The organism is Variovorax sp. SRS16, assembly GCF_901827165.1.
In the GTDB taxonomy this organism is placed as follows: Bacteria; Pseudomonadota; Gammaproteobacteria; order Burkholderiales; family Burkholderiaceae_C; genus Variovorax.
Map to the genome: position 1 here is coordinate 2,953,705 of NZ_LR594666.1, position 13,585 is coordinate 2,967,289.

General features: G+C 69.3%; 11 protein-coding genes. 10 read left to right on the plus strand and 1 reads right to left on the minus strand.

The features are described 5' to 3' along the window. The first annotated feature begins 11 nt into the window (after positions 1–11). From E5P2_RS14310 to E5P2_RS14320, 3 genes are all read left to right on the plus strand, one after another. A complete protein-coding gene (locus E5P2_RS14310) occupies positions 12–803 on the plus strand; it encodes a citryl-CoA lyase (RefSeq protein ID WP_162567806.1) in 792 nt (263 codons plus the stop codon). Between the two features lie 2 nt (positions 804–805). After that, entirely contained in the window at positions 806–1,630 is an 825-nt protein-coding gene (locus tag E5P2_RS14315; RefSeq protein WP_162567807.1) for a TauD/TfdA dioxygenase family protein, read from the plus strand. Between the two features lie 136 nt (positions 1,631–1,766). After that, positions 1,767–2,171 (plus strand): hypothetical protein, encoded by a 405-nt coding sequence (locus E5P2_RS14320; protein ID WP_162567808.1) that lies wholly within the window; start codon positions 1,767–1,769, stop codon positions 2,169–2,171. 3 nt (positions 2,172–2,174) lie between these two features. Here the strand turns inward: E5P2_RS14320 and E5P2_RS14325 are convergent, their stop codons facing one another. Next, a complete protein-coding gene (locus tag E5P2_RS14325; protein WP_162567809.1) occupies positions 2,175–3,143 on the minus strand; it encodes an NAD(P)H-dependent flavin oxidoreductase in 969 nt (322 codons plus the stop codon). Positions 3,144–3,304: 161 nt separating this feature from the next. Between E5P2_RS14325 and E5P2_RS14330 the strand changes: the two genes are divergently transcribed. From E5P2_RS14330 to E5P2_RS14360, 7 genes are all read left to right on the plus strand, one after another. Continuing rightward, complete coding sequence (locus E5P2_RS14330) at positions 3,305–6,064, plus strand: helix-turn-helix transcriptional regulator (RefSeq protein ID WP_162567810.1); 2,760 nt, start codon at positions 3,305–3,307, stop codon at positions 6,062–6,064. A gap of 150 nt (positions 6,065–6,214) precedes the next feature. Continuing rightward, on the plus strand, positions 6,215–7,222 hold the full coding sequence (locus E5P2_RS14335) for a tripartite tricarboxylate transporter substrate binding protein (RefSeq protein WP_162567811.1): 1,008 nt from the start codon (positions 6,215–6,217) through the stop codon (positions 7,220–7,222). Positions 7,223–7,239: 17 nt separating this feature from the next. Continuing rightward, the gene (locus E5P2_RS14340; RefSeq protein ID WP_162567812.1) at positions 7,240–8,079 is read left to right on the plus strand and encodes an enoyl-CoA hydratase/isomerase family protein; all 840 of its coding nucleotides are present in this window, start codon (positions 7,240–7,242) and stop codon (positions 8,077–8,079) included. 27 nt (positions 8,080–8,106) lie between these two features. Further along, a complete protein-coding gene (locus E5P2_RS14345; RefSeq protein ID WP_162567813.1) occupies positions 8,107–10,458 on the plus strand; it encodes an acyl-CoA dehydrogenase family protein in 2,352 nt (783 codons plus the stop codon). Positions 10,459–10,478: 20 nt separating this feature from the next. Next, positions 10,479–11,708, plus strand: coding sequence for a CaiB/BaiF CoA transferase family protein (locus E5P2_RS14350; protein ID WP_232080702.1), 1,230 nt, complete (start codon positions 10,479–10,481; stop codon positions 11,706–11,708). Next, positions 11,708–12,574 carry an enoyl-CoA hydratase/isomerase family protein gene (locus tag E5P2_RS14355; protein ID WP_162567815.1) on the plus strand — a complete coding sequence of 289 codons (867 nt, stop codon included), beginning with the start codon at positions 11,708–11,710 and terminating at the stop codon, positions 12,572–12,574. The genes E5P2_RS14350 and E5P2_RS14355 overlap by 1 nt, the downstream gene beginning before the upstream one ends. After that, positions 12,571–13,566: a Bug family tripartite tricarboxylate transporter substrate binding protein gene (locus E5P2_RS14360; RefSeq protein ID WP_162567816.1), complete on the plus strand. Its 996-nt coding sequence runs from the start codon at positions 12,571–12,573 to the stop codon at positions 13,564–13,566. The genes E5P2_RS14355 and E5P2_RS14360 overlap by 4 nt, the downstream gene beginning before the upstream one ends. Positions 13,567–13,585 lie beyond the last annotated feature (19 nt).

The window sequence follows — 13,585 nt, forward strand, 5'->3', positions numbered from 1 at the left end:
AAAGGATCCTCTTGAGAACCAAAGCCAAGCCGAGCACCGCGATCGCGCGCTCGGATGCCCAGAGCATCTTCGTGCGCGAAGTCAATCTCGTGGAAGACATCATCGGCGAGATGAGCTTCACCGAGATGTTCCTGCTGCAGCTGATCGGCACGCGACCGACACCAGCGCAGGTGCGCATCCTCGACACCGTGCTGGTCACCCTGATGGAACACGGCATCACGCCGAGCGTCATCGCCACGCGGCTGATCTACCACTCGGCGCCCGATGCGCTGCAGGCGGCGGTCGCGGCCGGCCTGCTCGGCGTGGGCACGACCTTCATCGGCACCATGGAAGGATGCGCCGCGCTGCTGGAAGAAATCCTCGCCGCGCCCGAAGGCATGGAAGCCCGCGCGCGCGCCATCGCCGAGCGCCAGCATGCGGCACGCACGCCGGTGCACGGATTCGGCCATCCGCATCACAAGCCCGACGATCCGCGCTCGCCCAAGATGCTGGCCGTGGCCGAACGCGAAGGCGTGCCCGGGCGCCACATCGCCGCATTGCGCATGCTCTCGGTGCAGGTCGACGCGGTCTACGGCAGGCACCTGACGATCAACGCCACCGGCGCCACCGCGGCCCTGCTGGGCGAGATCGGCATTCCGCAGAAGGTCATGCGCGGCGTGGCCGTGGTGAGCCGCTCCGCCGGCCTGGTCGGCCACATCCTGGAAGAAAGCCGCAACCCGTCGGGCGCGTACATCTGGGAGACGGTGGACGAGTCGATTCCCTATGCGCCCGATGCGTCGACGCAAGACACGAAGAAGGCCTGAGCGTGCAAATCAGAAAAATCGCGGGCGCCCTCGGCGCAGAACTCTCGGGCATCGACCTGCGGCAAGGCATGGACGCCACGCGGGCCGCCGAGGTGCGCCAGGCCCTGCTCGACCACCAGGTGATCTTCATGCGCAACCAGGACCTGACGCCGCAGCAGTTCCTGGATTTCGCCAGGTCCATGGGCGAGCCGATCGAGTACCCGTTCGTGAAGGGTGTGGAAGGTTTTCCCTTCATCATCGAAGTGAAGAAGCTCAAGTACGAGACATCGAATTTCGGCGGCATCTGGCATTCGGACACGACGTACCTGGACGAACCGCCGATGGGCTCGATGCTGCTGTCGCGCGAAGTGCCACCCTATGGCGGCGACACGCTGTTCGCCAACCAGTACCTTGCCTACGACACGCTGTCGGCGGAGATGAAGCGCGTCATCGATCCGATGATCGGCATCAGCACATCGAGCAAGGCAGACATCTCGCGCACCCGCGAAGACCGCATCAGGTCCGACGGCAAGACCGAGAACCTGCGCGAATACCGTGCGGAGCATCCGGTGGTGCGCACGCATCCCGAGACGGGCCGCAGGGCGCTGTACGTGAACACCGCGCACACCGCGGGCATCAAGGGCATGACCGACGAAGAAAGCGCGCCGCTGCTGCGCTTCCTGTTCGAACACCAGGTCAGGCCCGAGTTCACCTGCCGCTGGGCCTGGGAGCCCAACGCCATCGCGTTCTGGGACAACCGCTGCGCGCAACACAACCCGGTGAACGATTACCACGGGTTCCAGCGGGTGATGCAACGGATCACGCTGAAGGGGACGAAGCCGGTCTGAAGGTTCCGACGCGCAATTCGAGGGGCTACAACTCGTCCTGCGGAATGAACGGCCCCAGCCAGCCTGCAGCAGGTCATGGATATGGGGCCAGTAGCCGACGTAGACCCAGGGCTCGTCGGTCGATGCGAGGGAGTTCGTGAGCAGCGCGACCTTGATGCCCGCGGCCCGCGCCTGCGCCAGGCTCGCCACGGCCGCATCGAAGGGCACGAAGTACGGCGACACCATCTTGATGTTCGACTGCGCGGTCCTGAACCAGCGGATCACGCCTTCCGTCACGGTGCCCTTGATCGAGTTCTCGCGTTCGAGGCGCCACAGTGCGGGCCAGCGGATGGTGCCCCTTCGATCTCGAGGCGACGCCTCGGCCGCGCATGTCATCACCATGTCATCCACCTTGCAGCTCGGTCGCCGGGCCGTCCCGCCCGGGATCGCGCGTGCCGTGCCGCCCGACCTTGGAGACTCCGGGAAAGTATGCCGCGGACACCGGCTGTGCGTGGCGCACCTCAGGCCATCCCCTGCATCCCGCGTCGCCTGTGCACGCTGAGTTTCAAGAATGGCCTGGCGCGAGGCGCTGCCTGGCCGAAGCGTAGTCGCGGCGCAGTTCCGTCACCACATCGGCCGCGGGCAGCACTTCCCGAATGCGTCCCACGCCCTGGCCCGCGGACCAGATGTCGCGCCACACCTTGCTCGTGGCCATGCTCTCGGAGCCGAAGTTCTCCGCGTGCTCGCCCTTGGCAGGCAGCTTGTCGGGGTCGTAGCCGGCCGCCGCGATGCTGCTGCGCAGGTAGTTCGCATGGACGCCCGAGAACAGGTCGGAATAGACGATGCCCTCGGCCGACGCGGCGAGCACGGCCTCCTTGTAGGCGGCCTGCACCTGCGCCTCGGGCGTTGCGAGGAAGCGCGTGCCCATGTAGGCCAGGTCGGCACCCAGTGCCTGGGCCGCGAGAACATGATCACCGGTGGTGATGGCACCACCGAGCAGGATCAGGCCCTGGAACCAGTCGCGCACCTCGCCGACCAGTGCGAAGGGCGAGAGCCGGCCCGCATGGCCGCCGGCACCGGCGCAGACCAGGATCAGCCCGTCCACGCCGGCCTGTGCGGCCTTGCGTGCATGGCGCTGGTGGATGACGTCGTGGAACACGAGCCCGCCATAGCCGTGCACCGCATCGACCACGGCGGCCGGGTTGCCCACCGAGGTGATGACGATCGGCACCTTGCGGCGCACGCAGGTCGCGAGGTCGCTCTCGAGCCGATCGTTGGTCTTGTGCAGGATCAGGTTCACCGCATGGGGCGCTGCAGGGGCCTGCGGATGTTCGCTGTCGTGCTGCGCCAGCGCTTCTTCGATGCGGCCGATCCAGCGGTCGAGCTGGTCGGCCGGGCGCGCATTGAGCGCCGGGAACGAGCCGACAATGCCCGCCTTGCACTGCGCGACGACGAGATCGATGCCGCTCGCGATGAACATCGGGGAAGCGACGACGGGCAGGCGCAGTCGCCGCAACAGGGCGGTCTTGTCCATGAGAAGCCTTTCATGCGGCGAACCGCGCAAGCATGGCGCGAGCCACGCGCTCGCATGCCGCCAGTAGAGCAGGACAAGCGCGCGCCGGCCCCACCCCTGAGGAGTAGGTGCCCTGCCGCACAATGGCGCCCGTGCGAGACGACATCCGAAAGCAGACCGACATGAAAGACCCGTGCGCGAAGCCTCGGCAAAGCGTGGCGGCAGAACGCAAGCCGCGCCCCGCGCGCGCGGACGCGGCCGCCATCGCGCGACCGCGCCTCGTCGAGCAATTGAGGCAGGCCCGGCATCGCCGCTGCGTCGTGTTGCAGGGGCCGGCCGGCAGCGGCAAGACCACGGCACTCGATGCCTGGCGGCGCGAACTGCTGGCGATCGGCGTCGAGGTGGCCTGGATCGCGCTCGGCGAAGGCGACGACGATCTGGCGCCCTTCGTCGACGCCCTCCTCGCCACGCTGTCGCACATCGATCCGTCGATGACGGCCGAAGCCTCTGCGCTGGCGGGCCATGGCCACGGCGAGGACGCCATCGAGGCCCTGGTGATCGCGCTGGTCCGCGGCATCGCGGCGCAGCGGCGCGACGTCGCGCTGATCCTCGACGACGCGCACCACCTGCGCGACCCGCGCATCGTGAACGCGCTGCAGCTGCTGCTCGACTACGGGCCTGCGAACCTGTTGTGCGTGTTCGCCTCGCGCAACGCCCTGCCGCTGTCGCTGGGCCGGCTGCGCGCGCAGGGTGAATTGCTCGAGATCGGATTCGACGCCCTGCGCTTCACGCCGCAGGAGTCGGCGCACCTGGTGGCGAGCCTGCTGGGCAAGGCCGACGAATCGCAGGCGCGGGTGCTGCACGAGTTGACCGACGGCTGGGCGGCCGGTCTCAAGATGCTGTGCCTCGACCTTCGGCGCAAGCGTGGCGGCACCGCCCTGCAAACCGGCGAGCGCGTGCGCGACGCACAGACCTTTGCGCGCTACTTCGACAGCGAAGTGCTGTCGCGGCTGTCGGCGCCCGAGCTGCGCTTCTTCGTGCTGTGTGCGCTGCCCGAGCACTTCAACCTCGGGCTGTGCGACGCGCTGCTCGGCGAGGTGCCGGCCGCGCCGGCGGCCGCCGAGCTGCTCGGCCGGCTCGAGGGCCAGGGACTCTTCCTGGTCGCGGCCGGTCCGCGCTACCCCGAAGGCTGGTGGCGGCTCCATCCCCTGCTTCGCGACGTGCTGCTCACGCGCCTCGAGGCGCTGTCCGAGAGCGAGCGGCGGGGACTGCACACGAAGGCCTGGCACTGGTTCGCTGCCGGCGGCATGGCGCACGACGCGGTGCGCCATGCGCTGCTGGCCGGCGACGCCGCCGCGGCCGCGGATCTGGTCGAGCGCTGTGCGGACGAGCTGTTCGTCGCCGGCGAGCTGCGCCGTCTCGTCGGCCTGGTGCGCCAGTTGCCGGAGGCTCTGGTTCGCGAACGCACCGGCCTGCGGCTGTGGATGGCCTGGGTGGAAGTCTACGAACGCCGGCTGCAGGACTGCGCGCTCAGCATCGCGCAGCTGCACAACGAGATGGCGGCGGCAACACCCGCCGAGCGCTACCGCCTCACGCTGCTGCGTGGCCTCCATGCGGTGCAGTGCGACGACTCCGCCGCGGCCATGGCCATCCTGCCCGAGCTGCTCGACGCGCCGGCCGATGCCGACGCGATCGCGCTGACCGGCCGCCGCAATCTGCTGACCTGGATCCATCTCTACCACGGCGACTACGAGCAGGCCCGGCGCGTTCAGATCGGCGACGCGCCGCCGCTCCTGCGAGGCCAGGTGCTGCAGGGAACGCCCTTCGGCGTGCTGGCCGGGCGGTGCCTGGCCGGCCTGACCCATGCGGTCGAAGGCCAGGTGATCCAGGCCGAGCGCATCTATCGCGACGTGCTGTTCGAAGCCGATCGCCGCGGCGCGAGCTGCATCGATGCCAGCTGCCTGGCGGCCGGCCTGCTCGCCGAGATCCTCTACGAGCTCAACGATGCGCCGGGCGCGATGCGCCTGCTGGAAGAACGGCTCGAAGTGCTCGAACGGGTCTCGATCCCCGACACCGTGGTCCGCGTGATGCTCGTGATGGTCCGCTCGCGCTGGCGCGAGGGACGGCCCCTCGATGCGCTCGCCTACGCGGAGCAGATCGAGGACTATGCCGAACGCATGGGCCTCGATCGCCTGCGCGCCTACAGCCTGCTGGAACAAGTGAAGATCCAGCTGCGGCGCGGCATGCCCGATCTCGCGCGCAGCCTGATGGTCGCGCTCGACGCGCTCGATGCGCGCCATGCGCAGGCCGCGGCCGGCACGCTCAGCGAAATCCGTGTCGTGGCCGAGCGCGCGCGGATCCAGCTCGCGATGCATGGGGGCGACCTGCGACAAGCGCTCGCGCAGCTCGATGCGCTGTCGGCCTTGTGCCGGCAACGCGGCCGGGTGCGGCGCATTCCCTATCTGCACATGCAGTCGGCGGCCATCGAGCGGATGCTCGGCAATGCCGGCAAGGCGCGCGCGCATGTGCGCGAGGCCTTGCAGCTCGGGCACCGGCTCGGGCTGGTGCGCACGCTGCTGGATGCGCACGAGGACGTCATCCCGTTGATACGCGACGCCGGCGACGAAGTGCGCCGCGATCCGGTGCTGGGCTTCTACGCCGAGCGGCTGGAAGCCGCAGCGCGCGAGCAACCGCATGCGACGAAGCCGGAGCCGGCCCGCGAAGGCCGGGCCGCGCAGGAAAAGGCGCTCGCCGTGCTGAGCCCGCGCGAGGCCGAGATCGTGCAACTGCTGCTGCAGGCGATGCCGAACAAGAAGATCGCGCGCGTGCTCGATGTGTCGCTCGACACGGTGAAGTGGCATCTCAAGAACTGCTACGGCAAGCTGGGCGTGAGCGGGCGCGACGAGGTGGTCGAGCGCATGCGCGACCTCGGCAGGACATAAGCCGCCGCAGCGCCGATTCGCCGCGATCGGGTTTACCCACCCCTCCTCATCTAGGGTGGGGCGCGCACACGCGCGAATGCAGATGATCCGTCTCATCGCACACCGGCCGCAGCCCGCAGGCAAGGCAGCGGTCCACCAGGAGACGACATCGTGCAAGTTCGATCCAACCCGGCTCTCGCCCGACTGAGTTCCATTCTGAGAGCCGCCGGACTGGCGCTGACCGCGTGCGCATTCGCGCTGGCCGCGCACGCAGCCTATCCCGAGCGCACGGTCCGGCTCGTGGTCGGCGTGCAGGCCGGCGCCAGCACCGACACGCTGGCGCGCGTGATCGCGCAGAAGCTCCATGAGCGGCTCGGCGCGCACTTCATCGTCGACAACAAGCCGGGTGCGGCGACGCGCATCGGCATGGAGATGGTGATCAAGGCGCCGGCGGACGGCTACACGCTCGGCGTGGCCAACGCGGTGACGACGAGTTTCCCGCTGATGTTCGATGACTTTGCCTTTGTGCCGGGCAAGGATTTCGTGCCGGTGGCGATGCTGGCGCGCGCGCCCTCGTACCTCGCGGTGCGCGCCAGCCTGCCTGTCAAGAACGCTCAGGAGTTCGTCGCCTACGCCAAGGCGCACAGCGGCAAGCTGAGTTTCGGACAGGGCGGCAACGGCAGCAATCCGCATCTGGCCGCATTGAAGCTCGTGCAGTCGATGGGCGTCGAGGCGGTCGGTGTGCCATACAAGGGCAACGCGCCCACGGCCGTCGCGCTGGCCGGCGGCGAGGTGGACTTCGCGATCCTGGACTACCAGTCCGTCCGGCCGCTGGTCGAGCACGGCAACATCCGGCTGCTCGCGGTGACCGAGGCACATCGCTCGTCGATGACGCCCGACGTGCCCACCAGCGGCGAGCAGGGCCTGACGCGCGAGATCGACGGCATGTCGCCGTGGTTCATGCTCGTGGCGCCGCCCGGCACGCCGGCCGCCGTGGTCGCGCTGCTGAACCGCCAGGTCGAAGAAGTGCTGAAGCTGCCCGACGTGCGCAAGACCCTGCTCACGGCCGGCATCGAGCCCGAGACCGGAACCAGCGCCGAGGCGCTGAGCTATTTCCAGCAGCAGCGCGAGAAGATCGCCCGCCTCGCGCGCGAGATGAACGTGTCGTTCAAGAACTGAAGAAGGCAGGACGGACCATGACCCCACAAACGATCGAACTGGGCGAATCCGTGCTTCGCATCGACGAAGGCGTTGCCGAGTTTTCCCATCAGCGGCCCGCTGCGCGCAACGCGATGTCGATGGCCCTGCGCAAGGACTACGAGGCGATGCTCGCCCGCGTGACGGCCGAGCGCGACATCCGCGTGCTGATCATCACCGGCTCCGGCGGCAGCTTCTGTGCCGGCGGCGACGTGAAGGGCATGAACGAGCGGCTGCACAACCCCGACCCCGAATTCAATTCGCCCGACGCCACGCGCCGCAGGCTGCAGGATTCGCATCGCTGGCTCACGCCGCTGCGCGAGCTCGACGTGCCGGTGATCGCGGCCGTCGACGGCGCGGCCTACGGCGCGGGCTTCGGCCTCGCGCTGCAGGCCGACTTCGTGCTCGCTTCCACGCGCGCGGCATTCTGCATGTCCTTCGCGCGCATGGGCGCGGTACCCGACTACGGGGCGCTCTACACGCTGCCGCGGATCATCGGGCTCGCCGCGGCCAAGGACGTGATGTTCACCGCCCGGCGGATCGATGCGGCCGAAGCCCGCGCGCTCGGCTTCGTGCACGCGGTGCACGAACCCGACGCGCTGCTGCGCGAGGCGCATGCCTTCGCGCGCCGCCTGTGCGACGGGCCGCGCGAGGCCACCGCCATGACCAAGGACTTGCTCAACAAGAGCTTCGAGACCGACTACGCCACGATGTGTTCGCTGGAGGCCTGTGCGCAGGGCATCGCGATGCACACCCCCTACCACGCCGAGGCGGCAGCGCGCTTCTCGCGGGGCGAGCCGAGTCTCTACGACTGGGATCGTCCGGCCGCCGCGCGCTGACGCGCATTCACCCTCACCGCCTTCACCATGTCGCATTCATCTTCCTTTGCCGATCTCGAAGCCTTCCGTGCCGAGGTGCGCGCTTTCCTGCAGCAGGCCGTGCCCGACGACATCCGCGCCGCCGTGCGCGCGCACACCCTCGTGACGCGCGAGCAGGCCTCGCGCTGGCAGCGCATCCTGCATGCACGCGGCTGGGCCGCGCCCGGCTGGCCGGTCGAACACGGCGGCACCGGCTGGTCGCTCACGCAGCAGGCCGTGTTCCGCGAGGAGATCGCTGCCTGCGATGCGCCGCGCTACGAGAACCTCGGCATCGACACCATCGGACCGACGATCATCCGGCACGGCACGCCGGTGCAGTGCGCACGCTTCCTGCCGCGCATGCTGTCCTTCGAGGACTACTGGGCCCAGGGCTATTCCGAACCCGACGCCGGCTCGGACCTGGCCTCGCTGCGGACCGTGGCGCGGCGCGACGGCGAGCATTTCGTCGTCAGCGGCACCAAGATCTGGCAGAGCTACGGCCACTGGGCCGACTGGGCCCTGGTGCTGGTGCGCAGCGATCCGTCTGCCGCGCGCAAGCAGGACGGCATCTCCGTGCTTCTGATCGACCTGAAGTCGCCGGGCGTGACGATCCGGCCGATCCGCTTCATGAACGGCGCGACCTTCCACGTGCAGATGTTCTTCGACGAAGTGCGCGTGCCGGCCGAGAACCTCGTCGGTGCCCGGGACGGCGGCTGGTCGGTGGCCAAGGGACTGCTGGTGATCGAGCGCCTGTTCGTGGCCCGCGTCGCGGAATGCAAGGCCGAGCTTGCGCACGCGGCGCAACTCGCTGCCGGGCGCGGCGCGGGCGGCGCTTCGCTGCTGGACGAGGACGTCCATGCGCGCCGCCATGCCGAACTCGACATCCGCGCGCGCGCGCTGGAGGCCGCCTGGTGGCCGGCCATCCACGCGGTGCAGCAAGGCCGCGAACCGGCCCTGGAGGCTTCGCTGCTGAAGCTGCAGGGCAACGAGCTGCTGCAGGACCTGCATCAGTTGCAGCTCGACCTGGTGGGACTCGACCAGCTGCCCTTCGATCCGCAGGCGATCGCGGGCATCCCGGCAGACGCGCCGCTGTCGGCGGGGCACGTCAACAACCTGCCGCTGCACGTCTGGCGCTACCGCGGCATCACGCTCGGCGGCGGGACGTCGGAAGTGCAGCGCGGCATCGTCGCGAAGGCCGTCTTCGGCGGCCAGACCGAACTCGATGCGCCGCTCGCGGCCGGACTCGACGAGCAGCAAGCCATGCTCGACACCACGTTGCGCCGCCTGCTCGCGGACCGCTACGACTTCGACACGCGCCGCACGATCATCAACGACAAGCTCAGCTTCGATGACGGCTTCTGGCGAGCACTGGCAAAACTGGGCCTGACCGGCCTGCTGGTGTCCGAACGCGATGGCGGCTTCGGCGGCACGCTCGCCGACCTGATGCCGGCCATGGAAGCGCTCGGCGAATCGCTGGTGGTCGAGCCCGTGCTCTGGAATGCCGTGCTGCCGACCCAGCTGCTGCTGGATGCAACCGGGTTCGCAGGCCGCGATCGCGCGCTGCAGGCGCTGATGAGCGAAGGCGCACGCGTGGCCTTCGTTCACGGCACCGGCTTCTCGGAGGGTGCCGTCGGCGCGGCTGGCGTCACGGCGCACCGCGACGCCGACGGCTGGCGCCTCGAAGGCCAGGCCCGCCTCGTGATGGGCGGCGACAGTGCCGGGCGGCTGATCGTCGGTGCCCGGCTCGGCGACGGTGGCATGGCCTTGTTCGAATGTGCGTCGGAGACGGCGGGCATCGAACGGCATGCCTATCGGCTGCACGATGGACGCGGCGCGGCGGACCTGCGCTTCTGCAGCGTGCGGCTGTCCGCCGAGGCTCGCCTGGCCGGCCCCGAGCGCGCCGGCGCCATCGTCGAGGAAGCCCTGGCACTCGCCACCGTCGCGCTGTGCGCGGAAAGCGTGGGCGCGATGCGCCGCGCGCTGGCGCTCACGGTCGAGTACATGCGCACGCGCAAGCAATTCGGCCGCATGCTCTCGGACTACCAGGCGCTGCAGCACCGCGTGGTCGAGCACTACCGCCGCTGGGTGAATGCCCGCGCGCTGGTGCGCGAGGCCGCGGCCGGCTGGCTCTGCGCATCGCCGGTCGAACGCAGCCAGCGCATCAGCGCGGCCAAATGGTTGACCGGGCGCGCAGGCCGCGAACTGGCGCTCGATGCGCTGCAACTGCATGGCGCCGTCGGCCTGCAGGACGAGACCGCCATCAGCCATTACGCCAAGCGGCTTGCGGCCAACGACGTGCTGCTCGGCGATACGACCCATCAGCTGGCGCGCTTCATCGCGGCCGGCCGGCAGGCGTCCTGATGCGGCAGGAGACCCATCCCTTGACCTCGACCCCTTCACCCGAACCAGCCAAGCGCCAGGGACCGCTCTCGGGCCTGCGCGTCCTCGACATCGCCACCGTCGTGGCGGCGCCTTCGGCCGCCGCGCTCCTGGCCGACTACGGCGCCGAGGTGCTCAAGATCGAGCTGCCCGGCGCCGGCGACGGCTGCCGCAATTTTCCGCCGTTCAAGGACGGCAAGCCGCTGTGGTGGAAGGTCACCAACCGCAACAAGAAGCTGATCTCGCTGGACCTGCGCAAGCCGCAGGGCATGGCCTTGTTCAAGCAGCTGCTGCCGCGCTTCGACGTGCTGATCGAGAACTTCCGTCCGGGCACGCTGGACCGCTGGGGCCTGGACCGCGACACGCTGTGGGCGCTGCAGCCGCGGCTGGTGATCCTGCGCGCCACCGCCTTCGGCCAGACCGGGCCCTATCGCGACCGCGCGGGCTTCACCCGCATCTTCGAGGCGATGGGCGGGTTGACCTACATCACCGGCGAAGCCGATGGCGAGCCCATGCATGCGGGCTACCCGATCGGCGATTCGATCGGCGGCCTCTTCGGCGCACTCGGCGTGATGACCGCGCTCTGGAAGCGCGCGCGCGATCCGCAGGCGCCGGGCGAAGAGATCGACCTGTCGCTGACCGAGGCGATGCTCAAGCTCATGGAGTTCCTGCCCATCAAGCAGGCGCTGCTCGGAGAGTCGCACGGACGCTCGGGCAACACCAGCCAGTATTCGGCGCCGACCGGCGTCTACCCCACCCGCGACGGACAGTGGGTCTCGCTGTCGGGCAGCACCGATGCCCTGTTTGCCGCCAACTGCCGCGCGATCGGCCGCGAGGATCTGATCGGCGACCCGCGCTATGCAGGCAATCGCGAACGCTGCGCCCGCACGGTCGAGCTCAACGCGCTCTATCGGCAGTGGTTCGCCGAGCACGATCTGGCCGACGTGCTCGAACGCTTCGAGCGCCACGAGGGGACGCTCGCACCGATCTATTCGGCGCGTCAGATCGTCGAGGATGCGCAGGTCAAGGCGCGCGGCTTCCTGCGCGACGTGCCGGACCGCGACTTCGGCACGGTGCCGATCCAGGACGTGGTGCCGCGCTTTCACCACGACCCGGGCGCCGTCTACAGCAGCGGCGGCGCCGTCGGCGAACACAACGACGAGATCTATGGCGAATGGCTGGGCCTGACGCCGGAGGACCGAGCCGCATTGCGCACGCAAGGGGTGATCTGATGCCTGTGCTGACCTTGCGTGCATCGCGCCTGTCGGTCGACGGCGACGGCATCGCGCTGTTCGAGCATCTGCACGGCGAGGCGCGCAATCCGCTGTCGATGGACTTGCGCGCCGACTACGCCGAGATGCTCGACCACGTGGAGGCTGACCCGGCGGTGCGCGCCCTCGTGATCGCGGGCAGCGGCGGCAGCTTCTGCGCCGGCGGCGATGTCAAGGACATGCGCGAACGGCTCGAGCACGGACAGCAAACCGCGCCCGCAGCGGCGCGGCGGCGCATCCTGGACCTGCACCGCTGGCTGCAGCGGCTGCGCGACCTGGAACTGCCGGTCATCGCGGCGGTCGATGGCGCGGCCTGGGGCGGCGGTTTCGCGATCGCACTGTGTGCCGACTTCGTGCTCGCCACGCCACGGGCCTCGTTCTGCATGGCTTTCCTGCGCATCGGCGCCCTGCCCGACATGGGCGCGATTCATCTGCTGCCGCGCGCCATCGGCCTGCCCAGGGCCAAGGACTTGTTGATGACGGGCCGCCGCGTGGATGCCCGCGAAGCGATTCAGCTCGGGCTCGTGCATTCGCTGCACGAACCCGAGGCACTGCAGCGCGAGGCATTGGCGCTGTCGCGTCGCTTCCTGGCAGCACCGCGGGTGGCGCTGGGCCTGACCAAGCGCATGGCGAACCGGGCCTACGAGCTCGACGCCGCGACCATGTCCGAACTGGAGGCCTGCGCACAGGCGACCTGCCTCGCGGAGCCGGACCATGCCGAAGCGGTGCGCCGGTTCGTGCGCAAGGAACCCTTTCGCTTCGACTGGGATCGCGACGCGACCGATTCCGCCAAGGCCGCGCAAACCACGACATGGACACAGAGATGAAGCTTTTCCCGCACCTGCGCCGGCTGGCGCACTTCGCCGCGGCCGGACTGGCCGCGCTGGCCGTGATGGGCGCGCATGCAGAAGACATCGCCGCGTGGCCGACCAGGCCCATCACGCTGATCGTTCCCTTTCCCGCAGGCGGCCCGACCGACACGGTGGCCCGCACCGTGGCGCTGCAGCTCGGCAAGTCGCTCGGCCAGCCGGTGGTCGTGGAAAACAAACAGGGTGCCGGCGGCAACATCGGCGCGAGCTGGGTCGCTCACGCGGCACCCGACGGCTACACCTTGCTGCTCGGAACGGCCACGCTCGCGACGAGCAAATACCTCTTCAAGCAACTCAGCTACGACCCGCTCAAGGACCTGACGCCGGCGGCGCTGCTGGCCACCACGCCGGTGTTCATCTGGGTCGGCAGCGGCTTTCCGGCACAGAAGCTCGCGGACATGCTTGCCCTGGTGAAGGCGAAGCCGGGGCAGTACAACTATTCGTCCTCGGCCCCGGCGACGCTGGCGCACCTCGGCAGCCTGGTGTTCTTCGAACGCGCAGGCGCCCAGCTGGTGCATCTGGGCTACAAGGGCTCGGCGCAGGCGATGAACGACTTCCTTGCGGGCGTATTCCCGATCTACTTCGAAGTCGCGCAGCCCGTGGCGCCGCAGCTCAAGGCCGGCAAGGTCCGCGCGCTGGCGGTGGTGGCGGGCCGCCGCAGCCCGCTGATGCCGGACGTCCCCAGCGTCGCGGAACTCGGCTATCCGTCGATCGATGCGGTACCGTTCATGACCCTGATGGCGCCGGCCGCGACGCCCAAGGCCATCGTCGCGCGCCTCAACGACAATGCCCGGCGCGCACTGCAGTCGCCCGAGGTGCGTGCCAGACTGGCAAGCTTGTACTTCGAAGTGGCTGATGGCGGCGATCCGGCTGCAGTGGCCGCATGGTTGCGCACGGAGTCGGACAAATGGGGCGAGGTGATACGGCGCCACGATCTGAAGCTGGATTGAATCCATCGCAACGCACGGA